The organism is Cytobacillus sp. FSL W7-1323 (assembly GCF_038595015.1).
GTDB lineage: Bacteria > Bacillota > Bacilli > Bacillales > Cytobacillaceae > Cytobacillus > Cytobacillus kochii.
In genome coordinates this window covers 117,317-142,590 of the sequence record NZ_CP151998.1, presented here as the reverse complement: position 1 = coordinate 142,590, position 25,274 = coordinate 117,317, and the positions used below count along the sequence as shown (strand labels likewise).

At 39.7% G+C, this 25,274-nt stretch carries 21 protein-coding genes and 1 other annotated feature; of the genes, 2 read left to right on the top strand and 19 right to left on the bottom strand.

The window, feature by feature from the left end:
- Positions 1 to 30: 30 nt before the first annotated feature.
- On the top strand, positions 31 to 1,890 hold the full coding sequence (locus tag MKX67_RS00700; protein ID WP_342488791.1) for a bifunctional homocysteine S-methyltransferase/methylenetetrahydrofolate reductase: 1,860 nt from the start codon (positions 31 to 33) through the stop codon (positions 1,888 to 1,890).
- The gene (metH, locus tag MKX67_RS00695; RefSeq protein WP_322910602.1) at positions 1,868 to 5,290 is read left to right on the top strand and encodes a methionine synthase; all 3,423 of its coding nucleotides are present in this window, start codon (positions 1,868 to 1,870) and stop codon (positions 5,288 to 5,290) included. Before MKX67_RS00700 ends, metH begins: the two co-directional genes overlap by 23 nt.
- Positions 5,291 to 5,384: 94 nt before the next feature.
- Here metH and tuf read toward each other — a convergent pair whose 3' ends face one another.
- The 19 genes from tuf to MKX67_RS00600 form a co-directional block, all read right to left on the bottom strand.
- Positions 5,385 to 6,572 (bottom strand): elongation factor Tu, encoded by a 1,188-nt coding sequence (gene tuf / locus MKX67_RS00690; protein ID WP_095371226.1) that lies wholly within the window; start codon positions 6,570 to 6,572, stop codon positions 5,385 to 5,387.
- Between the two features lie 121 nt (positions 6,573 to 6,693).
- Positions 6,694 to 8,772, bottom strand: coding sequence for an elongation factor G (fusA, locus tag MKX67_RS00685; protein WP_307317033.1), 2,079 nt, complete (start codon positions 8,770 to 8,772; stop codon positions 6,694 to 6,696).
- Between the two features lie 54 nt (positions 8,773 to 8,826).
- A complete protein-coding gene (gene rpsG, locus MKX67_RS00680; protein ID WP_095371228.1) occupies positions 8,827 to 9,297 on the bottom strand; it encodes a 30S ribosomal protein S7 in 471 nt (156 codons plus the stop codon).
- A 44-nt stretch (positions 9,298 to 9,341) separates the two neighbouring features.
- A complete protein-coding gene (gene rpsL / locus MKX67_RS00675; RefSeq protein ID WP_095371229.1) occupies positions 9,342 to 9,764 on the bottom strand; it encodes a 30S ribosomal protein S12 in 423 nt (140 codons plus the stop codon).
- Positions 9,765 to 9,868: 104 nt separating this feature from the next.
- Positions 9,869 to 10,117 (bottom strand): 50S ribosomal protein L7ae-like protein, encoded by a 249-nt coding sequence (locus MKX67_RS00670; RefSeq protein WP_095371230.1) that lies wholly within the window; start codon positions 10,115 to 10,117, stop codon positions 9,869 to 9,871.
- A 144-nt stretch (positions 10,118 to 10,261) separates the two neighbouring features.
- The gene (gene rpoC / locus MKX67_RS00665; protein ID WP_095371231.1) at positions 10,262 to 13,858 is read right to left on the bottom strand and encodes a DNA-directed RNA polymerase subunit beta'; all 3,597 of its coding nucleotides are present in this window, start codon (positions 13,856 to 13,858) and stop codon (positions 10,262 to 10,264) included.
- A gap of 120 nt (positions 13,859 to 13,978) precedes the next feature.
- Positions 13,979 to 17,542: a DNA-directed RNA polymerase subunit beta gene (gene rpoB / locus MKX67_RS00660; RefSeq protein WP_095371232.1), complete on the bottom strand. Its 3,564-nt coding sequence runs from the start codon at positions 17,540 to 17,542 to the stop codon at positions 13,979 to 13,981.
- Positions 17,543 to 17,962: 420 nt separating this feature from the next.
- Positions 17,963 to 18,565, bottom strand: a complete 603-nt coding sequence (locus tag MKX67_RS00655; protein WP_322910603.1) for a class I SAM-dependent methyltransferase — start codon at positions 18,563 to 18,565, stop codon at positions 17,963 to 17,965.
- A gap of 179 nt (positions 18,566 to 18,744) precedes the next feature.
- Positions 18,745 to 19,110: a 50S ribosomal protein L7/L12 gene (gene rplL / locus MKX67_RS00650; protein WP_095371234.1), complete on the bottom strand. Its 366-nt coding sequence runs from the start codon at positions 19,108 to 19,110 to the stop codon at positions 18,745 to 18,747.
- Between the two features lie 52 nt (positions 19,111 to 19,162).
- Complete coding sequence (gene rplJ, locus MKX67_RS00645; protein WP_095371235.1) at positions 19,163 to 19,663, bottom strand: 50S ribosomal protein L10; 501 nt, start codon at positions 19,661 to 19,663, stop codon at positions 19,163 to 19,165.
- A 59-nt stretch (positions 19,664 to 19,722) separates the two neighbouring features.
- Positions 19,723 to 19,870, bottom strand: a sequence feature (ribosomal protein L10 leader region).
- A 73-nt stretch (positions 19,871 to 19,943) separates the two neighbouring features.
- The gene (gene rplA / locus MKX67_RS00640) at positions 19,944 to 20,642 is read right to left on the bottom strand and encodes a 50S ribosomal protein L1 (protein WP_095371236.1); all 699 of its coding nucleotides are present in this window, start codon (positions 20,640 to 20,642) and stop codon (positions 19,944 to 19,946) included.
- A gap of 193 nt (positions 20,643 to 20,835) precedes the next feature.
- Positions 20,836 to 21,261 carry a 50S ribosomal protein L11 gene (rplK, locus tag MKX67_RS00635; protein WP_009336545.1) on the bottom strand — a complete coding sequence of 142 codons (426 nt, stop codon included), beginning with the start codon at positions 21,259 to 21,261 and terminating at the stop codon, positions 20,836 to 20,838.
- Between the two features lie 273 nt (positions 21,262 to 21,534).
- Positions 21,535 to 22,068, bottom strand: coding sequence for a transcription termination/antitermination protein NusG (nusG, locus tag MKX67_RS00630; protein ID WP_095371237.1), 534 nt, complete (start codon positions 22,066 to 22,068; stop codon positions 21,535 to 21,537).
- A gap of 211 nt (positions 22,069 to 22,279) precedes the next feature.
- Positions 22,280 to 22,462 carry a preprotein translocase subunit SecE gene (gene secE / locus MKX67_RS00625; protein WP_095371238.1) on the bottom strand — a complete coding sequence of 61 codons (183 nt, stop codon included), beginning with the start codon at positions 22,460 to 22,462 and terminating at the stop codon, positions 22,280 to 22,282.
- Between the two features lie 110 nt (positions 22,463 to 22,572).
- Positions 22,573 to 22,716 (bottom strand): 50S ribosomal protein L33, encoded by a 144-nt coding sequence (rpmG, locus tag MKX67_RS00620; RefSeq protein WP_191816903.1) that lies wholly within the window; start codon positions 22,714 to 22,716, stop codon positions 22,573 to 22,575.
- Positions 22,717 to 22,863: 147 nt separating this feature from the next.
- Positions 22,864 to 23,586 (bottom strand): RNA polymerase sporulation sigma factor SigH, encoded by a 723-nt coding sequence (sigH, locus tag MKX67_RS00615; protein WP_180317053.1) that lies wholly within the window; start codon positions 23,584 to 23,586, stop codon positions 22,864 to 22,866.
- Positions 23,587 to 23,594: 8 nt separating this feature from the next.
- Complete coding sequence (locus MKX67_RS00610; RefSeq protein ID WP_095371241.1) at positions 23,595 to 24,101, bottom strand: NYN domain-containing protein; 507 nt, start codon at positions 24,099 to 24,101, stop codon at positions 23,595 to 23,597.
- A 2-nt stretch (positions 24,102 to 24,103) separates the two neighbouring features.
- Complete coding sequence (gene rlmB, locus MKX67_RS00605) at positions 24,104 to 24,847, bottom strand: 23S rRNA (guanosine(2251)-2'-O)-methyltransferase RlmB (RefSeq protein ID WP_095371242.1); 744 nt, start codon at positions 24,845 to 24,847, stop codon at positions 24,104 to 24,106.
- On the bottom strand, positions 24,844 to 25,269 hold the full coding sequence (locus tag MKX67_RS00600; RefSeq protein WP_095373563.1) for a Mini-ribonuclease 3: 426 nt from the start codon (positions 25,267 to 25,269) through the stop codon (positions 24,844 to 24,846). The genes rlmB and MKX67_RS00600 overlap by 4 nt, the downstream gene beginning before the upstream one ends.
- Positions 25,270 to 25,274: the final 5 nt, after the last annotated feature.

Here is a 25,274-nt window from a genome sequence, read left to right as displayed (position 1 = left end):
AACAAAATATGAATTGAAGGAGTGAGACCTTTGAACTTCCTTGAAAAAATAAAGAACCAAGTATTAATTGCTGACGGTGCGATAGGAACACTTCTTTATTCTTATGGTACGGATACATGTTTTGAAGAGTTAAACCTCTCAGCACCGGAACAAATTCAGCACATTCATCAAGCCTATCTCCATGCAGGTGCTGATTTAATTCAAACAAATTCCTACGCTGCGAATTATTTAAAATTGAAACGGTATGGCCTAGAGGATTCAGTCAAAGAGATTAATAGTGCGGCTGTAAAACTGGCACGATCTAGTATTCAACAGCACCAGGCATATGTGCTTGGCACAATTGGAGGTGTACGAGGATTAAACCCCCTCTCTATTCCTCTAGATGAAATTAAACGTAACTTTCGTGAACAGCTATACTGCTTATTGTTAGAAGGCGTAGATGGGCTCCTTCTTGAAACATATTATGATTTAGAAGAATTAGAAACGGTTCTCTCTATTGCCCGGAAAGAAACGGATATACCTATAATTGCCCAAGTGTCTTTACAAGAAATCGCTATATTACAAAATGGGACGTTAATTAATGACGCCTTAAAAAGGTTAGAAGCTAAAGGGGCAGATGTTGTCGGGGTAAACTGCCGTTTAGGTCCACATCATATGTTAGAGACACTCTCCTCCGTTGAATTACCTCAGCACGCGTTTCTCTCTGCATATCCTAACGCGAGTCTACCGGCCTATATCGATGGTACGATTCAATATAAGGAGAGTGAAGACTATTTTAGAAAATCAGCGAAGTCCTTCCTTAAGCAAGGTGTTCGACTGCTTGGTGGTTGCTGCGGAACGACACCTGGCCATATTAAAGCATTTGCAGACGAAGTTAGGCATGCTGTACCGATTATTGAAAAACAAGTAACAAATAAAAGGAAACCTAAAATAGAGAGAATTACAATCGAACGCACCAATACCCCGTTAGAGACACTTGTACAAGAAAAACGCACCATCATCGTCGAACTAGACCCACCTAAGAAGCTATCAACTGCTAAATTTTTTGAAGGTGCCAGAGCCTTAAAAGATGCTGGGGTTGATGCAATCACACTCGCAGATAACTCTCTTGCGACACCACGAATCGCAAATGAAGCCCTAGCACATATCATCCAAAAGGATACAAACGTTCGACCACTTGTCCACCTCTCCTGTAGAGATCGAAACTTAATCGGCTTACAATCACATCTCATGGGTCTTCATACATTGGGGTTGCATGATATTTTAGCCATTACAGGGGATCCGGCAAGAGTTGGTAATTTCCCAGGCGCTTCATCTGTGTTTGATTTATCTTCCTTTGAATTAATAGAAATGATTAAACAATTTAATGAAGGAATTTCCCCTTCAGGTTCTGAACTTGGTGAAAATGCCGTCTTTTCTGTCGGGGCAGCATTTAATCCTCATGTCAAATCCTTAGACAAAGCTGTTGCCCGACTTGAAAGGAAGATAAAAGCAGGCGCTGATTATATCGTGTCACAGCCAGTGTTTTCAGTAACACAACTATTAGAGATTCATGAGGCAACAAAGCATCTGTCCGCACCTATTTTCATCGGAATGATGCCACTGATTAGCAGCAAAAATGCAGAGTATCTTCATAACGAAGTGCCTGGTATCAAGATTACTCAAACGACCCGCGACAGAATGGCTAAAGCGGTTAACCCTGTTCTAGCTGAGAAAGAAGGCTTATTAATTACAAAAGAGTTGATCGATGCAGCCTTAGAACTCTTTCAAGGCATCTACCTTGTTACCCCCTTCCTTAGATATCAACTTACAACCGAGCTGACCAATCATATTAGAAGAAAAGATCAACAGATGAAGGAGCATCATTATGTCAAAAGTAGCCATCACTAAACAAATGACGGAAAAGATTTTAATCATGGATGGAGCAATGGGTACCATGCTACAAGAAGCCCACCTAACTGCAGATGACTTTGGTGGTGAGGATTTAGAAGGTTGTAATGAACACCTCACACTTACGCGACCTGAATTGATTCAATCAATTCATGAAGCTTATCTTTCGGCAGGGGCAGATATAATTGAAACAAATACATTCGGAGCGACGCGTATCGTTTTAGAAGAATATAATATTGGGCATTTAAGTGAATTATTAAACCGCAGAGCGGCTGAAATCGCTATAAAAGCAGCGCATAAATACGACAAGCCTAATCATCCGCGATATGTAGCAGGATCTATGGGACCAACTACTAAGACATTAAGCGTTACCGGTGGAACAACTTTTAAACAATTAGTCATGGATTATCGTACACAAGCCATAGGACTCATTGACGGTGGTGTAGATTTATTATTAATAGAAACAAGCCAAGATCTCCTTAATGTAAAAGCTGCTTTCCTAGGGATTAAAGAAGCCTTTCATCACACAAAGAAAGAACTCCCTATAATGGTATCAGGGACAATAGAACCGATGGGCACCACTTTGGCAGGGCAAAACATCGAAGCGTTTTACATTTCAATAGAGCACATGAAACCAATAGCTGTTGGACTCAACTGCGCAACTGGACCGGAATTTATGCAAGAGCATATTCGCTCTCTAGCACAACTCTCTTCAACTGGGGTTAGCTGTTATCCTAATGCAGGCTTACCAGATGAAGACGGTTGTTATCACGAAACAGCAGAATCTCTATCTACAAAGCTTTTGGATTTTGCCACACAGGGCTGGGTGAATATCGTTGGTGGTTGTTGCGGTACCACACCAGCGCACATCACAGCAATCAGTCAAGCATTAGCCCATGTACCACCCCGTCCCATTACTAAAAAGAGACAGCATAAACTATCAGGTATTGAACCCCTTACCTATGATGAATCTATTAGACCGATTATGGTTGGTGAGCGGACAAATGTCATTGGCTCAAAAAAATTCAAACGGTTGATTAATGAAGGAAAGTATGAGGAAGCATCGGAAATTGCTAGAGCCCAAGTTAAAAAAGGAGCAAGCGTCATTGATATATGCCTTGCTGACCCTGATCGTAATGAGATAGAAGATATGGACCATTTTTTAGCTGAAGTAACGAAAAAAATCAAAGTTCCCCTAGTCATTGATTCAACTGATGATGAAGTAATCGCCAAAGCTCTTACCTACTCTCAAGGTAAAGCTATAATCAATTCGATTAACTTAGAAGATGGTGAGGACCGATTCACCTTTGCTGCAAAGCTTATCCATCAGTACGGAGCAGCCATTGTTGTCGGTACCATTGATGAGGAAGGCATGGCCATCACAGCTGAAAACAAGCTAGTCATAGCTAAACGGGCCTATCATATCCTCGTTGAGCAGTATCAAGTACCTCCAGAGGATATTATCTTCGACCCCCTCGTATTTCCTGTCGGCACTGGAGATGAACAATATATTGGTTCTGCTAAAGAAACTGTACTTGGTATTAAACTTATTAAAGAAGCTCTACCGGAGGCGAAAACGATTTTAGGCATTAGTAATGTGTCCTTTGGTCTTCCGAGTGTGGGGAGAGAAATTTTAAATTCCGTCTTCCTCTTTCATTGCACGAAAGCCGGGCTAGACTATGCAATCGTCAATACAGAAAAGCTAGAGCGTTTCCCAAGCATCCCTAAAAATGAAGTAGAATTAGCAGAAAAGCTTCTTTTTCAAACCAGCGATAGCATTTTAGCTGATTTTACTGACTTTTATCGTGATAAGAAGAAGGAAAAAAGGATAGAAACCCATTTACTATCATTAGAAGAACGTTTATCAAGCTATATAATAGAAGGAACAAAAGAAGGCCTTCTCCCAGATTTAGAAAGAGCATTAGCGAAATACCCAAATCCATTAGATATTATCAACGGACCATTAATGAATGGTATGGCAGAAGTAGGTAGATTATTTAATGATAATCAATTAATTGTTGCAGAAGTCTTACAAAGTGCAGAAGTGATGAAAGCATCAGTCGCGTTTTTAGAACCTTATATGGAGAATGATAAACAAACATCTACAAGTAAGGGGAAAGTTTTACTCGCAACCGTCAAAGGTGATGTCCATGATATCGGTAAGAATCTTGTCGATATTATTCTCTCTAACAATGGATTTGAAACCATTGATCTTGGAATTAAAGTCTCTTCTGCTGAACTTATCGCAGCCATTAGAGAGGAAAAACCCGACATCATTGGACTTTCTGGCTTACTCGTAAAGTCAGCACAACAAATGGCATTAACAGCAAAGGACTTACAGGATGCCCATATACAAACCCCCATTATGGTGGGGGGAGCTGCCTTATCTCGAAAATTTACGAATAATAAAATCGCCCCTAACTACAAAGGACTCGTCTTATATGCAAAAGATGCAATGACCGGTCTGAGTTTAGCAAATGAAATCCGAGAACCAAGTCGCTATAGTGAATTATTTCAAGCACAAATCTCGAGAACAGCACAAACTACCAAAGAAGAAGCCCAATTGATAAAAAAATATTCCGAACCAGCCGTTGGAGTGAAAACCGTTCAAGAAGCTCCTATTTTTCAACCGCAAGACTTAAAGAGACATTTAATTACAAATATCTCTTTCCACCATATAGAACCATATATTAACCGTAAAATGCTGCTATATCATCTTGGGGTTAAAAATCAAAAAAGGGAGCTCACTAATGAAAAACTAGAAAAGGTGAATATCCTGTTAGACTCACTGATCCATGAAATAATTAAAAATAACTGGATACAACCAAAAGCTACTTACCAATTTTTTAAAGCAAATGCCAATGGAAATAATATCATTATAATGAATAAAGACGATCTTCCTATTGAAAAGTTTGTATTCCCTAGACAAGAAAAAGGAAAAAATCTTTGTCTTGCTGATTATCTAAGAGAAAAGCAAACAGACTATGTATGTTTTTTTGCTGTAACAGCAGGAAAGGGAATACGACAAGCAGCTACACAATTAAAAGAGGAAGGCAGATTTCTAGAAAGTCACGCATTGCAAGCAATTGCGTTAGAAACAGCTGAAGGGCTGGCTGAGTATATTCACAGACAGATTAGGGATAAATGGGGTTTTCCAGATCACCCAACAATGACGATGGAGGAGCGTTTTGCGGCTAAATATCAAGGACAACGATTTTCATTCGGTTATCCAGCCTGTCCAAATTTAGAAGATCAAGCGAAGTTATTCCGTCTTATACAACCAGAAGATATTGAGATCGAATTAACAGAAGGTTATATGATGGAACCTGAAGCCTCTGTTACAGCTATGGTGTTTTCACACCCCGAAGCAAGATACTTTAATGTACACTCCTCTTCATGATTGATGTAAAAAAAAGCATAAAGAAAAAGCAGCCGGCGTCCCGACTGCTTTTTCTATGAAAGGCGTCCCCTTCAAATATCATAATCAAAATTTATTACTCAACGATTGTAGCAACTACGCCAGCGCCTACAGTACGTCCACCCTCACGGATAGAGAATTTAGTACCTTCTTCGATAGCGATTGGAGAGATAAGTTCAACGTTCATTTCGATGTTATCTCCAGGCATAACCATTTCTACACCTTCAGGAAGGTTACAAATACCAGTTACATCAGTTGTACGGAAGTAGAACTGAGGACGGTAGTTTGTGAAGAATGGAGTGTGACGTCCACCTTCTTCTTTAGATAAAACGTAAACTTCAGCTTTGAATTTTACGTGTGGAGTAATTGAAGCTGGTTTAGCTAATACTTGACCACGTTGGATATCTTCACGTGCAACACCACGAAGAAGAGCACCAATGTTATCTCCTGCTTCAGCATAATCAAGAAGCTTACGGAACATTTCAACACCTGTTACAGTAGTTGATTTTGGTTCTTCAGCAAGACCGATGATTTCAATAGTATCACCGACTTTAACTTGTCCACGCTCAACACGACCTGTAGCAACAGTACCACGACCAGTGATTGAGAATACATCCTCAACTGGCATCATGAATGGTTTTTCAGTGTCACGAGTTGGAGTTGGGATATACTCATCAACTGCAGCCATTAATTCAATGATTTTTTCTTCCCACGCAGCATCTCCTTCAAGAGCTTTAAGCGCAGAACCTTTGATTACAGGAATATCGTCACCAGGGAATTCATATTCAGAAAGAAGGTCACGAACTTCCATTTCTACTAATTCAAGTAATTCTTCGTCGTCTACCATGTCACATTTGTTCATGAATACAACAAGGTAAGGTACACCTACTTGACGAGAAAGAAGGATGTGCTCACGAGTTTGTGGCATTGGGCCATCAGCAGCAGATACTACTAGGATACCGCCGTCCATTTGTGCAGCACCAGTGATCATGTTTTTAACATAGTCAGCGTGACCTGGGCAGTCAACGTGTGCATAGTGACGGTTTTCAGTTTCGTACTCAACGTGTGCAGTAGAGATTGTGATACCACGCTCTCTTTCTTCTGGAGCAGCATCGATTTGGTCATATCCACGAGCTTCACCGCCGCCTGCTTTCGCAAGTACAGTTGTGATTGCTGCTGTTAATGTAGTTTTACCATGGTCAACGTGTCCGATAGTTCCGATGTTAACATGGGGTTTTGAACGGTCAAATTTTTCTTTAGCCATTAGGAAAATCCTCCTTTAAATTTAAATAAATTAAGTATTTGATTGACATTGGTCGGTGGCTACCTTCCAATGTCAGGTTACTTACAATGATAGTTATACTTGATTAAAAAGGTAAAATCAATTATTCACCTTTATTTTTTTTGATGATTTCTTCAGAAATTGATTTTGGAACTTCTTCATAATGATCAAAGTGCATTGAGAATGTACCGCGACCTTGCGTATTAGAACGCAATGAAGTAGCATAACCAAACATTTCAGAAAGTGGAACCATTGCACGTACAACTTGCGCGTTACCGCGAGCTTCCATACCTTCTACACGTCCACGACGAGAAGTAACATCACCCATAATGTCTCCCATATACTCTTCCGGAATAACTACTTCAACTTTCATTACCGGTTCAAGGATAACTGGGTTACATTTTGAAGCAGCGTTTTTCAGTGCCATAGAAGCGGCAATTTTAAACGCCATTTCAGATGAGTCAACATCATGGTAAGATCCATCAAATAATCTAGCTTTAATATCAACCATTGGATAGCCGGCTAATACACCACGCTCCATAGCATCTTCAAGACCAGATTGTACTGCAGGGATATATTCACGTGGAACAACACCACCAACGATGCCGTTTACGAATTCAAATCCTGCACCTTCTTCATTTGGAGAGAACTCAATCCAAACGTGACCAAATTGACCACGACCACCGGATTGACGCGCGAATTTACCTTCGATGTTTGCAGATGCACGGAAAGTTTCACGATAAGCAACTTGTGGTGCACCAACATTTGCTTCTACTTTAAATTCACGTTTCATACGGTCTACAAGGATATCAAGGTGAAGCTCACCCATACCAGCGATGATTACTTGACCAGTTTCTTGGTCAGTATGCGCGCGGAATGTTGGATCTTCTTCTTGAAGTTTTTGAAGTGCTGTAGTCATCTTATCTTGGTCTGCTTTAGACTTCGGTTCGATAGAAAGAGAGATAACTGGCTCTGGGAACTCCATAGATTCAAGAATTACAAGACTCTTTTCATCACATAGTGTATCTCCAGTAGAAGTATCTTTCAAACCAACAGCAGCAGCAATATCCCCTGCATAAACTGTAGAGATCTCTTCACGAGAGTTTGCATGCATTTGTAGGATACGACCTACACGTTCACGTTTATCTTTTGTAGAGTTCTTAACATAAGAACCTGAATCTAACGTACCAGAGTAAACGCGGAAGAAAGTTAATTTACCAACATAAGGGTCAGTCATAACTTTAAATGCTAATGCAGAGAAAGGCTCTTCATCACTTGATGGACGAGTAACTTCTTCTTCTGTCTCTGGATTGATACCTTTAATGGCATGTACATCCAATGGAGATGGAAGGTAGTCGATTACTGCATCAAGCATTTTTTGAACACCTTTGTTTTTGAAAGCAGATCCACAAATAACTGGATAGAATTCAACGTTTACTGTACCTTGACGGATTGCAGCTTTAATCTCATCATTAGAGATTTCTTCTCCACCAAGATATTTCTCCATTAATTCTTCATCAAGTTCTGCAAGAGCTTCGATTAATTTTTCACGATACTCTTGAGCTTGATCCATGTATTCTTCAGGAATTTCACGTGTTTCGATGTCAGTACCAAGATCGTTACCGTAGAAAGTAGCTTTCATTTCGATAAGGTCAATGATACCTTCGAATTCGTCTTCAGCACCAATTGGTAATTGGATAGCTGCTGCATTTGCTTGCAGACGATCATGAAGTGTACCTAAAGAGTACAAGAAGTCTGCACCGATTTTATCCATTTTGTTTACGAATACCACACGTGGTACGCCGTAAGTTGTCGCTTGACGCCATACAGTCTCAGTCTGTGGTTCAACACCAGATTGAGCATCTAGTACAGCAACTGCTCCATCAAGTACACGCAATGAACGCTCAACTTCAACTGTGAAGTCTACGTGTCCTGGCGTGTCAATGATATTAACACGGTGGCCTTTCCATTGAGCTGTAGTAGCGGCAGAAGTGATTGTAATACCACGTTCTTGCTCTTGCTCCATCCAATCCATTTGTGAAGCACCTTCATGTGTTTCACCAATTTTATGGATACGACCAGTGTAATAAAGAACACGCTCAGTTGTTGTTGTTTTACCAGCATCAATATGAGCCATGATACCAATATTACGCGTATTATCTAAGGAGAACTCTCTTGCCATTGTGTCTTTCTCCTTCCTAGTATGGGAATTGTTTTTATAATATAAAAGTGAATCTTACCAGCGATAGTGAGCAAATGCTTTGTTTGCTTCAGCCATTTTATGAGTGTCTTCACGTTTCTTCACTGATGCACCAGTGTTGTTAGCTGCATCAAGAATTTCGTTTGCAAGACGCTCTTCCATTGTTTTCTCACCGCGAAGGCGAGCGTAGTTTACTAACCAACGAAGACCAAGAGTTGTACGGCGATCAGGACGCACCTCAACTGGTACTTGGTAGTTAGCTCCACCAACACGGCGTGCTCTTACTTCAAGTACAGGCATGATGTTTTTAAGCGCTTGATCGAATACTTCCATTGGCTCTTTGCCAGTACGCTCACTAATGATATCAAATGCATTATATAGAATTGCTTGAGATTTACCTCTCTTACCATCTACCATCATTTTATTGATTAGACGGCTAACAAGCTTTGAGTTGTAAATCGGATCAGGCAATACGTCTCTTTTTGCTACAGGACCTTTACGTGGCATGTAATTTTTCCTCCTTTCAAGAAAGGGTTATTTTTATTTGTGAATTATTTCTTAGCTGCTTTAGGACGTTTAGCACCGTATTTAGAACGACCTTGCATACGGTTGTTAACACCAGCAGTATCAAGTGCACCACGAACGATATGGTAACGTACACCCGGTAAGTCTTTTACACGACCGCCACGGATAAGTACCACACTGTGCTCTTGTAGGTTATGACCAATACCAGGAATATAAGCATTCACTTCGATTCCGTTAGTTAAACGTACACGTGCATATTTACGCAACGCTGAGTTTGGTTTTTTTGGAGTCATTGTACCAACACGAGTACATACACCGCGTTTTTGTGGTGAAGATATGTTCGTTTGTACTTTTTTGAAGCTGTTATAACCTTTGTTCAACGCAGGAGAAGTTGATTTCTCTTCCTTTGTTTTACGAGGCTTGCGTACTAATTGATTAATAGTAGGCATGTATTTTTCCTCCCTTCATCTTTTCATGTAAGCCCACACATCCAGGTGGTTCATTTAAAGGCAAAAACAAAGTCCTTGCAGATTTCTATCTACAAAAACAGTTTTTAAATAGTTAATGCAACAGCTGCAGCACCTACATCTATCCCACATGCTTTACCAAGCTTTTTCATCGAATCAACATATGTGATTGGAACGTTATGATCTTTAGCAGCTTCTTCTATCATAGATTTGACTTGAAAATTTGTATCGCTAGCGATGACTACTTCAGATACAATTCCAGATTTAAGAGCTTTCACTGTTTGTTTAGTTCCTACTATAATTTCTTTCGCCTGCAATACTTTTTCATAAGACATAAATTCATCCTCCAAAGTATCCAGTAATAGGAGCACCTTTGCTATATTACCACCAATTGAAAATGATGTCAACAATCATTCATATTTTTTTAATATAGAAGGTCGGTGCCATTCTTAAAAAGAACGACACCCTTTCTTCTATCATTATTCAACCGTGATTGTTTCTTCAACTGCCTCTTTTGTATAAGGCTCTGCTTGACGATAACGTTGCATACCTGTACCAGCTGGAACAAGTTTACCAATGATAACATTTTCTTTCAAGCCGAGTAACTCATCACGTTTTCCCTTAATCGCTGCATCTGTAAGAACTCTAGTTGTTTCTTGGAATGAAGCAGCGGATAAGAAGGAATCAGTTTCAAGAGATGCTTTTGTAATACCAAGTAATACCGGACGTCCCGTAGCTGGCATTTTACCTTCCATAAGTGCTTTTCTATTCGCATCAGTAAATTGATGGATATCAAGCAATGTGCCTGGAAGTACATCTGTCTCAGCTGCATCGATAACACGTACTTTACGAAGCATTTGACGTACCATTACTTCGACGTGTTTATCACCGATTTCAACCCCTTGCATACGATAAACTTTTTGTACTTCTCGTAGCAAGTATTCTTGAACAGCTGTAACATCTCTCACCTTAATTAATTCTTTCGGATCGATAGAACCTTCTGTTAGCTCTTGACCGCGTTCCACTTCATCGTTAATTGCTACTTTTAAGCGTGCAGTATAAGGTGCAGTATAAGTGCGTGATTCAACTTCACCTTGAATAACGATTTCATGTTGACGATCGCGACCTTCATTAATGCCAACCACTGTACCTTTGATTTCTGAAATAACCGCTTGACCTTTAGGGTTACGTGCTTCAAAAATCTCTTGGATACGAGGAAGACCTTGTGTAATATCGTCTCCTGCAACCCCACCAGTATGGAATGTACGCATCGTTAACTGTGTACCAGGTTCACCAATTGATTGAGCGGCAATAATACCAACTGCTTCACCGACTTCAACTTCTTGACCAGTAGCCAAGTTACGTCCGTAACATTTTTTACATACACCGTGGCGAGTATTACATGTGAACGCAGAGCGAATCCATGCTTCTTCAACGCCTGCAGCGATGATTTCTGCAGATAAATCTTCAGTAATCAATTCATTTTCACGTGCAATGATTTCATTTGTTTCCGGATGTCTAATCGCTTTTCTTACATGACGACCGATTAAACGTTCCTCTAAGCTTTCGATCACTTCTGTTCCTTCCTTCAAGGAAGAAATCAATAATCCACGATCTGTACCGCAATCATCTTCACGTACAATTACGTCCTGTGCAACGTCAACAAGACGACGAGTAAGGTAACCAGAGTCAGCTGTTTTAAGGGCTGTATCAGCAAGACCTTTACGCGCACCGTGAGTAGAGATAAAGTACTCTAATACAGTTAATCCTTCACGGAAACTTGATTTAATCGGTAATTCAATAATACGACCAGCCGGGTTGGCCATTAGACCACGCATACCAGCTAACTGTGTAAAGTTAGATGCGTTACCACGGGCACCTGAATCACTCATCATGAAGATTGGGTTGGATTTATCCAATGATTTCATTAGTTTCGATTGGATATTATCTTTCGCCGCACTCCAGATAGAGATAACTCTGTCATAACGTTCCTCTTCAGTAATAAGACCACGTCTAAATTGTTTTAATACATTATCAACTTTATTTTGAGCTTCATGAAGAATTTCTTCTTTTTCACCTAATACAACGATGTCTGCCACACCAACGGTAATACCAGCCTTAGTTGAATATTTGAAACCTAAATTCTTCATGCGGTCTAGCATTTTTGATGTTTCAGTAATCTTGAAGCGTTTAAATACTTCAGCAATGATATTTCCAAGAATTTTCTTCTTAAATGGATCGACAATCGGCATTGTACGAATCGCTTCAGGAATATCAATAGCTTTATCAATAAAGTATTTCTTCGGTGTTTCAATTTCAAGATTCTCTTTTGTTGGTTCGTTAATATACGGGAATGTTTTCGGTAAAATTTCATTGAATACCAATTTACCAACTGTTGTCATTAATAGTTGCTTGTTTTGTTCTTCAGTGAATGTTTCATTTTTTAACGAACCAGCATGAACAGCTACTCTTGTGTGCAAGTGAACATATCCGTTTTGGTAAGCAAGTAACGCCTCGCTTGTGTCGTTAAAGACCATTCCTTCACCAACAGCATTTTCTCTTTCTAAAGTTAAGTAATAGTTACCTAACACCATATCTTGTGAAGGCGTAACAACTGGTTTACCATCCTTAGGATTCAGGATGTTTTGTGCTGCCAACATAAGCAATCTAGCTTCAGCTTGCGCTTCTGCTGATAAAGGTACGTGAACCGCCATTTGGTCACCATCAAAGTCAGCATTATATGCTGTACAAACAAGTGGATGCAGGCGAATGGCACGTCCTTCAACCAACGTAGGTTCAAATGCTTGAATCCCTAATCTATGAAGTGTAGGGGCACGGTTTAATAATACCGGATGCTCCTTAATGACACTCTCTAGTACATCCCAAACTTCAGGGTGAACTTTTTCGATTTTACGTTTAGCTGATTTAATGTTATGTGCTAGGCCCTTTTCAACTAACTCTTTCATGACAAATGGTTTAAATAACTCCAATGCCATTTCTTTAGGTAGTCCACATTGATACATTTTCAAGTTTGGACCAACGACAATTACAGAACGCCCAGAGTAGTCAACACGTTTACCGAGCAAGTTTTGACGGAAACGTCCTTGTTTACCTTTTAACATATGAGATAGTGATTTAAGTGGTCTATTACCAGGACCTGTAACAGGACGTCCACGACGACCGTTATCAATTAAAGCGTCAACAGCTTCTTGAAGCATACGCTTTTCATTTTGAACGATGATGCTTGGAGCACCAAGGTCTAATAAACGTTTCAAACGGTTATTACGGTTAATTACACGGCGATAAAGGTCATTCAAATCTGATGTAGCAAAGCGACCACCGTCTAGTTGAACCATTGGACGAAGCTCTGGAGGAATAACTGGTAGCACATCAAGAATCATCCAGCTCGGTTCATTTCCTGAACCACGGAATGCTTCAAGCACTTCTAATCGTTTAATTGCACGTGTACGGCGTTGCCCTTGTGCAGTTTTTAATTCTTCTTTTAAAGTATCTACTTCTTTATCAAGGTCAATATCTGAAAGTAACTTTCTAATTGACTCCGCACCCATAGACGCTTGGAACTTATTACCGTATTTTTCACGGTAAGCACGGTATTCTTTTTCAGAGAGCAATTGTTTTTTCTCTAATGCTGTATCTCCAGATTCGGTTACAACATAAGATGCAAAATAAATTACTTCTTCCAATGCACGAGGAGACATATCAAGAACAAGACCCATACGGCTTGGAATACCTTTAAAGTACCAAATATGTGATACTGGCGCTGCTAGCTCAATATGCCCCATTCTTTCACGACGAACTTTAGCACGTGTAACTTCAACACCACAACGATCACAAACAACACCTTTATAACGAACGCGTTTGTATTTACCGCAATGACACTCCCAGTCCTTTGTTGGACCGAAAATACGTTCACAAAACAAACCATCTTTTTCAGGTTTTAATGTACGATAATTGATTGTTTCAGGTTTCTTTACTTCACCATGAGACCATGAGCGGATTTTATCTGGTGAAGCGAGACCTATTTTCATATACTCGAAATTATTAACATCTAGCAAGGGGCCTACCTCCCTTTCGATCTACAGGTTTTTCCCATTAACTTATTAATAAGTTTGGGTCCCAGTCATCTATTCCACTTAGCTCGAATGGAGGGCAGTGATCGCCCTCCTTGTTCAAATTTATTCTTTTGTTGCTACTGTTTCTGCTACTTCTGTTTCTTGCGTATCTGGAGCGATTGTTAAGGATTCAGCCTGTTGCATATCCTCATCATCATCCGTATCACGCATTTCTATCTCTTTTTCATCGCCTGAAAGGATTTTTACATCCATACCTAAGCTTTGAAGTTCTTTAATTAATACTTTGAATGATTCAGGGACACCAGGTTCCGGTACATTTTCACCCTTAACGATGGATTCATATGTTTTCACACGTCCAACGACATCATCCGATTTAACTGTTAAGATCTCTTGAAGTGTATAAGCAGCACCATAGGCTTCAAGTGCCCAAACCTCCATCTCACCAAAACGCTGTCCACCGAATTGTGCTTTACCACCAAGCGGTTGTTGCGTAACAAGTGAGTAAGGTCCAGTAGAACGAGCGTGAAGTTTATCATCAACCATGTGTGCTAGTTTGATCATATACATGACACCAACAGATACACGGTTATCAAACGGCTCTCCTGAACGTCCATCATAAAGAACTGTTTTCGCATCACGAGCCATACCAGCTTCTTCGATTGTTTCCCAAACATCTTCCTCGTTTGCACCATCAAATACTGGTGAAGCAACATGAATGCCTAGTGATCTTGCCGCCATTCCAAGGTGTAGTTCAAGTACCTGACCGATGTTCATACGAGAAGGTACCCCTAATGGGTTCAACATGATATCAACCGGTGTGCCATCTGGTAAATACGGCATATCTTCTTCCGGTAGAATACGAGAGATAACCCCTTTGTTACCATGTCGGCCGGCCATTTTGTCCCCTTCAGAAATCTTACGCTTCTGAACAATATAAACACGTACAAGTTGGTTTACACCTGGAGGTAGTTCATCGCCATCTTCACGGTTGAAGACTTTGACATCTAGTACGATACCGCCTCCACCATGTGGTACACGCAAGGATGTATCACGTACTTCACGTGCTTTTTCACCGAAGATAGCATGAAGTAGTCTTTCCTCCGCAGTTAGTTCTGTTACACCTTTAGGCGTTACTTTACCAACTAACAAGTCCCCATCTTTCACTTCAGCACCTGTGCGAATAATACCGCGCTCATCTAAATTACGTAGGGCATCTTCCCCTACATTCGGGATGTCACGAGTAATTTCTTCAGGTCCAAGCTTCGTATCACGAGACTCTGACTCATACTCTTCAATATGAATCGAAGTGTATACATCATCTTTTACAAGGCGCTCACTCATGATGATCGCATCCTCGTAGTTATAACCGTCCCATGTCATGAAAGCAACGAGAACATTACGTCCAAGCGCAAGTTCACCAAGTTCCATTGATGGTCCGTCAGCAAGGATTTCACCTTTCGTTACACGGTTACCAACTGCAACAATTGGTCTTTGGTTGTAACAAGTACCTTGGTTGGAACGAATGAACTTAAGCATTCTATATTTATCAAGATCGCCTTTTACTTCTTGGCCATCTACTTCTTTCACACGTCTTACCCAAACTTCTTTCGCTTCAACATGCTCAACAATACCTTCGTGCTTACAAATCACCGCAGCACCAGAATCTTTACCAGAAACATATTCCATTCCTGTTCCAACGCGTGGTGCTTCAGGCTGCATAAGAGGCACAGCTTGTCGTTGCATGTTGGCACCCATTAAGGCACGGTTAGAGTCATCATTCTCTAAGAACGGGATACATGCAGTCGCAGCAGATACAACCTGCTTAGGTGATACATCCATGTAATCAACACGGTCACGTTTAACAACAGTATTTTCCCCTCTAAAACGAGCAACAACTTCCTCGTCAACAAATGAACCATCTTCACCTAGTCTTGCGTTCGCTTGGGCTACAACATAATTATCTTCCTCATCAGCTGTTAAGTAATCGATTCTTGAAGATACTGTACCTGTTTCGTGATCAATACGACGATAAGGTGTTTCAATAAATCCGAAACGATTCACTTTCGCAAAGGATGATAAAGAGTTAATTAATCCGATATTCGGTCCCTCTGGCGTTTCAATTGGACACATACGACCATAGTGGGAATAGTGAACGTCACGCACTTCAAAGCCTGCACGCTCACGTGTTAATCCACCAGGTCCTAAGGCTGACAGACGTCGCTTATGTGTTAACTCAGCTAATGGATTTGTTTGGTCCATGAACTGAGACAATTGAGAGCTACCAAAGAATTCTTTAATAGATGCAATAACAGGACGAATGTTGATTAATTGTTGTGGCGTAATTGTGTTCGTGTCTTGAATGGACATTCTCTCACGAACTACACGCTCCATTCTTGATAAACCGATACGGAATTGGTTTTGCAATAGCTCACCAACAGAACGTAATCTTCTATTACCAAGATGGTCAATATCATCTGTATCGCCGACACCATGTAATAAATCAAAGAAATAGCTAATAGAAGCAATAATATCAGCCGGTGAAATATTCTTCACAGCTTCTTCTACATACGCATTACCGATTACATTGATGACTTTCTCGCCATCTTCATTCGGTGCATAAATTTTAATCGATTGAACATCGACTTCTTCATCTATAACGCCACCGACAAGGTCCACTTTCTTAAAGCCAACATTCTTCTCAAGATAAGGAAGAATTCGATCAAGCGTTCTACGATCAAGTACAACACCTTTTTCAGCAATGATTTCCCCTGTTTCAGGATCAACCAAATTCTCAGCTAATCTTTGGCCAAATAATCTATTTTTTATATGAAGCTTTTTATTAATCTTGTAACGTCCAACATTTGCTAAATCATAGCGTTTTGGATCAAAGAATCTTGATACAAGTAAGCTTTTTGCATTCTCAACAGTCGGTGGTTCACCAGGACGAAGACGCTCATAGATTTCGAGCAATGCTTTGTCCGTACCTTCTGTGTTATCTTTTTCAAGCGTATTACGGATATATTCATTGTCACCAATTAATTCGATGATTTCTTGATCAGATCCGAACCCTAGTGCACGCAAAAGAACCGTAACGGGTAGTTTCCTCGTACGATCTATTCTAACGTATACGACATCTTTGGCATCAGTTTCATACTCAAGCCAAGCGCCGCGGTTCGGGATAACAGTGGCAGTAAAGCCTTTTTTCCCGTTTTTATCGAGTTTTCCGCTAAAGTATACGCTCGGAGAACGCACCAATTGCGAAACAATGACACGTTCTGCGCCATTAATTACAAATGTTCCTGTTTCTGTCATAAGCGGGAAGTCACCCATAAAGACATCCTGATCTTTGACTTCGCCTGTTTCTTTGTTCACAAGACGCACTTTCACACGCAAAGGTGCAGAATATGTAACATCTCGTTCCTTCGATTCCTCAACCGAATATTTTGGATCGCCAAGGCTGTAATCAATAAATTCAAGCGATAAATTACCAGTAAAGTCTTCAATCGGAGAAATGTCGTGAAACATCTCTCTTAAACCCTCATCAAGAAACCATTGATAAGAAGAGGTTTGGATTTCGATTAGATTTGGTAATTCTAAAACTTCACTGATTCGTGCGTAACTTCTACGTTGGCGGTGTCGTCCATACTGAACTAGTTGACCTGTCAACTGATTCACCCCTCAAATCAAGCGTTATTATTTGAAAAGCAACCTGTGAATCTCACATGTAAATAATAGAATCTATCTTTTTACCTGTGGATTCCAGCCCACAAGTGAGATAAACTCTTTACATGAGAAATATTATCCAGGTAGCTTGACATATCTTAAACTCGAGTCACATTTCGCTCTATTTTTGCCAAAACTAGAGCGTCGGAAGCCCCAAAGCACGAGTTTCCTCCGTAAACATAAACTCAATCAGACAAAAAGAAAAAGGGTTTTTCAAGCAAAAACCACAATTCCATCATTAGACTATTCTTTTCATTACTTCCCACATCTGGATAAATTTATACAATAACGCATAAATTTTTATCCCTATTGGTAGTATATTATGTTGGCATTTTACAATACTAACATAGCGAAAATGTCAAGTCAATCTTTTTTTGCTCTTAATATAAAATAGCCTTTTTTCTTCACAACAGTATCTACTTCAGCAAATAATTCCGAGAGCTTTTCAATTGCAGATGGTGCACCTTGCTTCTTTTGAATGACTACCCATAGTTCTCCACCAGGCAATAAACATTCAAAACTCTCTTCAAAAATACTATGAACAGTTTGTTTCCCAGCTCTTATTGGTGGATTCGTTAAAATAGCTGCAAATTGTTGGTCTTTAACAACTGCCAACTTGTCACTTTCTTTTACAGTGATATTGTTGATACCATTTAGCTCGCCGTTCGTTTGTGCCAGCTCAAGCGCTCTTTCGTTCACGTCGATCATGACGACTTGACGATCTTGCATAATCGACGCCATTGATAAACCAATTGGGCCGTACCCACAACCAACATCTAATACATCACCAGATATTTCAGGAGGGATAAACGTCTCTATTAATAACCTTGATCCAAAGTCAACTTCACTTTTTGAAAATACACCATGATCGGTTTTAAATTGAAATGTTTTGTCTCTTAGTTTGTAACTCCAAACACGTGGATTACTTTCGACATTAGGCGTTTTAGAATAATAATGGTCTGACATAGTGGTCACCTCCAGATATTAGAGCTGCATGTGCGAGGATTTTTTTTGGTAGAGGGTAAAATTAAGCAAACGCTTCGTTAGTTGCTGTAACGTTCTCCTTAAATTCACTTACCTAAACAGTCCACATAACTGATATTAAAAAAGCCCGCTCATACAAGCGGGCTTTTAAACAAACTATATTACTTAACTTCTACGCCAGCTCCAACTTCTTCAAGTTTAGCTTTGATTTCTTCAGCTTCTTCTTTAGAAGCGCCTTCTTTAATAGCTTTAGGAGTGTTATCAACAACTTCTTTCGCTTCTTTAAGGCCAAGACCTGTGATTTCACGAACAACTTTGATAACTTTAATTTTTTGATCGCCAGCAGAATTAAGAATTACGTCAAATTCTGTTTTCTCAGCAGCAGCGTCTCCACCAGCAGCGCCACCAGCAACAGCTACAGGAGCTGCAGCAGTTACTCCGAATTCTTCTTCAATTGCTTTTACTAGATCGTTAAGTTCTAAAACAGTCATACTTTTAACTGCTTCAATGATTTGTTCTTTAGTCATGATATAATTTCCTCCTTAATTTTTGTTAGATTATATTGGTTAAAACCGATAATTAAGCGCCTTGTTCTTCTTTTTGATCTGCAACAGCTTTTGTTGCAAGAGCAAGGTTGCGAACTGGAGCTTGAAGTACGCTGAGTAGCATAGAAAGTAAACCTTCGCGAGATGGAAGTTCAGCAAGAGCTTTCACTTCTTCTTGTGAAGCGATATTACCTTCAATTACACCCGCTTTAATTTCAAGAGCTTCATGCTTTTTAGCAAACTCGTTTAAAATTTTCGCTGGTGCGACAACATCCTCTGTACTGAATGCAATTGCATTAGGACCAGTAAGATGTTCGTTTAAGCCTGCAAGTTCAGCAGCTTCTGCTGCACGACGACTCATAGAGTTTTTGTAAACTTTGAATTCAACATTCGCTTCACGTAGTTGTTTACGAAGTTCTGTTACTTCTGCAACAGTTAATCCGCGGTAATCAACAACAACTGCTGTTTGAGCTGATTTGAATTTGTCTGCAATTTCTTCTACGATTTGTTTCTTTTGTTCGATAATGCTGCTCATCTTTACACCTCCTATTGAATTATGCATTCATACCGTTCAATCAGATAGGTGAGGCTCACCATCTCATTAAAAAACCTCCATATCAAAGGTAGACATGGAGGAAGTATACAATAGCTCGTTCAAGCAATTAAAATCTATCGTATTACCTCGGCAGGTTATTAAGCCCCAATCGGCTCCTGCTGTCTACGGTATAAATGATTAAGTTATGATAATAACAAGATTCATTCTACAGAATGGACTTTGCTATGTCAACTTTATTTAAAAACCAAATAATGGTTAATTATTTTGTTGCCGCTGTAGAAGGGTCGATTTTCACACCAGGTCCCATAGTAGTAGTTACAGAAACGTTTTTCATGTAAGTACCTTTTGCTGCAGCAGGTTTTGCTTTCATCATTGTATCGAAGATTGTGTTGAAGTTTTCAACAAGCTTGTCATCTTCAAATGATACTTTTCCGATAGGCACGTGAATGTTACCAGCTTTTTCCACACGGTATTCAACTTTACCTGCTTTGATTTCATTAACAGCTTTTTCTACATCAAATGTAACTGTACCTGTTTTAGGGTTTGGCATTAAACCTTTTGGTCCAAGTACACGACCAAGTTTACCAACTTCACCCATCATGTCTGGAGTAGCAACGATTACGTCAAACTCAAACCAACCTTGGTTGATTTTGTTGATGAATTCTGCATCTCCAACATAGTCTGCACCCGCAGCTTCTGCTTCTTTCGCTTTTTCACCTTTTGCAAATACAAGCACGCGTTGAGTTTTACCAGTACCGTTCGGAAGCACGACAGCTCCACGAATTTGTTGGTCAGCTTTCTTAGGATCTACACCTAAACGAAAAGCTACTTCAACTGTTGCATCAAATTTAGCAAAGTTTGTTTTCTTCGCAAGAGCAATTGCTTCTGCAACTGGGTAAGCTTTTGTGCTATCTACAAGTTTAGCAGCTTCTACATACTTCTTACCTTTTTTAGCCATTTTAATTTCCTCCTTGAATGTGGTTTTAGCGGAATAACCTCCCACCGACGAAAAGCACGTTTGCCTCTCATCTCAAAAACGTCGGCCCCTCGAGAATTTCTCAAGGTCCGAACATTATAAAGGTTGCGAGTGAAACTAATTCAGCATCGCAACCTTTTTAGAAACAATCATCATACATACAAAGCAAATAGTATTAGTCTTCGATGACAATACCCATGCTGCGTGCAGTACCTTCAACCATACGCATAGCAGCTTCTACACTAGCAGCGTTTAGATCAGGCATTTTTGTTTCAGCAATCTCGCGTACCTTGTCACGCTTGACTGTTGCTACTTTATTACGGTTTGGTTCACCAGAACCAGACTCAATACCAGCCGCTTTCTTAAGCAATACAGCAGCAGGTGGAGTTTTCGTAATAAATGTAAATGAACGGTCCTCAAATACCGTGATTTCAACAGGAATAATTAGACCAGCTTGTTCAGCTGTGCGTGCATTAAATTCCTTACAGAATCCCATGATATTAACACCGGCTTGACCTAGTGCAGGACCAACTGGTGGTGCTGGATTTGCTTTACCTGCAGGAATTTGCAATTTAACAAGTTTGATTACTTTTTTAGCCACGAGACACACCTCCTTAAAGTCCGTGATGTGGTAATAGGGGTTTTCCCCCTCCCACTCAACTGTTAATTCTTTATATTAACATAAAGAATAATGTCCAATGTCCGGTCTCGTCTTCTGAGACATACTGACCTATGAAATATTATCATTTTTCAAAGACGATTTCAAGTTCTTTTCAAAAATATAGGAGAACTCATAAGCGAAAGACAATGGCTAGATACGGCGAAATCATACAAAAATCAACTTTCTCTAGTTAAATATAAGGGAGAAAGACCGTTAAATTTTTTCGATTTGCGAAAAATCTAATTCAACTGGCGTATCTCTTCCAAACATATTTACAAGCACCTTGATTTTCGCTTTATCTTTATCGATTTCTTCAATAGATCCAGTAAAGTTAGCAAATGGACCTTCGTTTACTTGAACCGTTTCCCCAACTTCGAAGTTTACATCCATTCGTTTTTCTTCAACACCCATACGTTTGAGAATGACCTGCACTTCTTCAGGCAACAACGGAGTCGGTTTGGAGCCAGAACCCGCTGAACCAACAAATCCCGTTACACCAGGTGTGTTACGCACTACATACCAAGAGTCATCTGTCATAACAATCTCCACCAACACATAACCTGGGAACACCTTCCGTTTTACAACTTTCTTCTTACCATTCTTAATATCTGTTTCTTCTTCTTCAGGGACAACCACTCTAAAAATTTTATCCTGCATGCCCATCGATTCCACACGTTTTTCAAGGTTTGCTTTTACTTTATTCTCATACCCTGAGTACGTATGTACTACATACCAATTCTTTTCCATATCAAAGGGGACTTAACGTCCTTCCCTCCCTGCAATCTATTTTTATTTTTGAAAGACTGACATCTCTTGTTTGTCTAAAGTGACGGATTACGAAACCAATCGAATCCTAAGCAAATGGACTAGGCCTTTCTTGACCAAATGAAAAAACCCGTTACCGGGCTCCTGCAAATGTTCCTGTGTTATCATCCATTATACCATGGAAGCTCAGGGGTTATTCAAGAATTAAACGAATCAATTCAGAAATACCTAAATCAACAACAGTAAAGAATAACGTAAAGAATAAAACAACGACAATAACTGTGATCGTATATTTCGTTAGCTCTTTCTTTGTAGGCCAGCTAACCTTTTTCATCTCACGTCCAACTTCACGGAAAAACTTCACGATGCGTCCCATTTCTTAACCCCCAACTTTTAAAGAGATATATCCTTTAACAAAAAAGCGTTGATTAAGAATACATCCCCCTGAATGCCATTCTATTACTTTTTTGTCTCTTCTTTACTCTATTATTTTGTTTCGCGATGAACTGTATGTGCACTGCATTTACTGCAAAATTTCTTTAATTCCAATCTCTCATTACCTTTGTTACTATTGGTAGTGTAATTTCTTGTCCCACAATCGGCACAAGCTAGTATCACTTTTTTCGGCATTTTTCACACCTCTTCGACATTTATGCCATTAAAACTCTACCATGGCCAATAATCCATGTCAATAACAGCAAAAATAGGAAAACCTTCACTGTTATCAATCGAAAATGGTTCTCATATGCCCATAAATAATATATTAACATATAGTAGTTATAAAGAGAATTCTCTTATTTCTAAATATCTCTCTAGTTTTCTCTTCACTCTTTGCAAAGCATTATCAATTGACTTCACATGTCGATTCAATTCTTCTGATATTTCTTGATATGATTGCCCATCTAAATAAAGGGCAAGCACCTTTCTTTCCAAATCGCTCAAAAGTTCAGACATTTTTACTTCGATGTGGTCAAACTCTTCCTGATTAATAATTAACTCTTCTGGGTTCATCACTTTCGCTCCAGAAATGACATCCATTAACGTACGATCTGACTCCTCATCATAAATAGGCTTATCAAGCGATACATAAGAATTCAACGGGATATGCTTCTGTCTTGTTGCTGTTTTAATTGCAGTGATAATTTGTCTTGTGATACATAATTCTGCAAATGCTTTGAAGGAAGACAACTTGTCCTCCTTAAAATCTCGAATGGCCTTATAAAGACCAATCATTCCCTCCTGCACAATATCTTCCTTGTCGGCACCAATGAGGAAATAAGACCTCGCCTTTGCACGCACGAAGTTTCGATACTTATGGATCAAATAATCTAGCGCTTCACTTTCACCTTTATGCACTAATTCAATTACTTCTTCATCTTCGAGTTGCACGTATAAAGAATGCTTTTCAGCTTTTGTCCTGAAGTCGATACTCATCCTGATCCCTCCGACCGTACAAGCATGGTTAGAAATATTATACAGTAGGGTATTTTCCAGCGTCAACCAATCATTTAACGTTCTCTGCGCCATTTTTCGAAAATTTCAACGATTTCATCACTTAATGGGATTTTAGACACTGGCTTATTTTCCTGGCTTTTCTTTACTTTTTTGTTAATTTGTTTTTCAATATGATTCATTTCATTGTGTAATTCTCGGGCTGACTTTCTTAACGCACCTTGAGCAAAGATGACTCTCTGCTCTGTAAAATCTGAAGTAGCTACATAGATTTGTGTTTTAATATTATTTAACGCAATCGCTAGCTTTTCAATACGTTCATCTGCGGTTTCGTTTGTACGTGTAAAAATAACTTCAACATTATAATTCTTAAATTTTCTTTCTGTCCCTTTTACGTAATGGGCATCAAAGACAACTATGACTCGGTAACCGGAATACCCTTGATATTCAGCCATCTTTTCTACCAGCAGGTCCCTGGCTGCTTCTAAATCCTTATTTTTAAGAAGCTGAAGCTCTGGCCAGGCACCGATGATATTGTATCCGTCAACAAGAAGGATATTCATCATTATCGCTCAATCGGAGAGCGTTTGCGGTAGACTTCATACATCAACAAAGCAGCAGCGACTGAAGCATTTAAAGATGTTACTTTTCCAGCCATTGGTAAGCTGATAAGAAAATCACATTTATCTCTAATCAGTCTTCCCATTCCTTTCCCTTCACTACCAATGACTAATCCGATGGGCATCACTCCATCCAATTGGCGATAATCCTGTTTACCGCTTGCATCTGTACCCGCAATCCAAACGCCTCGTTCTTTTAATTCATCAATCGTTCTTGCTAAGTTCGTTACACGAGCAACAGGGATATGTTCAATCGCTCCCGTTGAAGCTTTAGCAACTGTTGCTGTTAAACCAACCGCACGCCTCTTTGGAATAATAATCCCATGCGCACCTACAGCATCAGCTGTTCTCATAATCGAGCCTAGATTATGAGGATCTTCAATCTCGTCCAATAGAAGAAAGAAGGGAGCTTGTCCACTGTTTTCTGCTTTTTTAAATAGGTCATCTAACTCGGCATATTGATAGGCAGCCACTTGAGCAACCACACCTTGATGATTCCCTAGCTCCATTTGATCCAATTTCTTTTTCGGAACAAATTGAACCAGCACACCCGCTTCCTTCGCCATTCCAACCACTTGCTGCATTTGCCCTTTTTGAGAGCCTTCCGCAACCATGATTTTATTCATATCACGCTCTGACTTAAGTGCCTCAATTACAGCGTTTTTACCAATAATGAAATCATGACTCATTTTTTGCTCTCCTCCTTCCTATCCTCAGTCCACTTAAATGCTTTTACTACTAACTCTTCTAACCGCTCTACTCTTTTAGATAAATATAAGAAACCTATCAATGCTTCGAATGCAGTACTATAACGATAAGTTTGTACATCGGTGTTTTTCGGAATGGTGCCAGATTTAGCATTTCTCCCCCGTCTTACTACCGCCTCTTCTTCTTCTGATAAAACGCCCTCGTCCAAAAATGCATGAATCACTTTTGATTGTGCTTTAGCAGATACATATTTCGTTGCTGCCTTATGCAACTGATGTGGCCTTATATTACCTTTTTGTAATAAGTCCTGACGTACGTATTGTTCATAAACAGCATCGCCCATATAAGCAAGGGCGAGACTGTTTAATTGTTTAGGATTAAGATTTTCTTCGTATGAAAGCATCACTC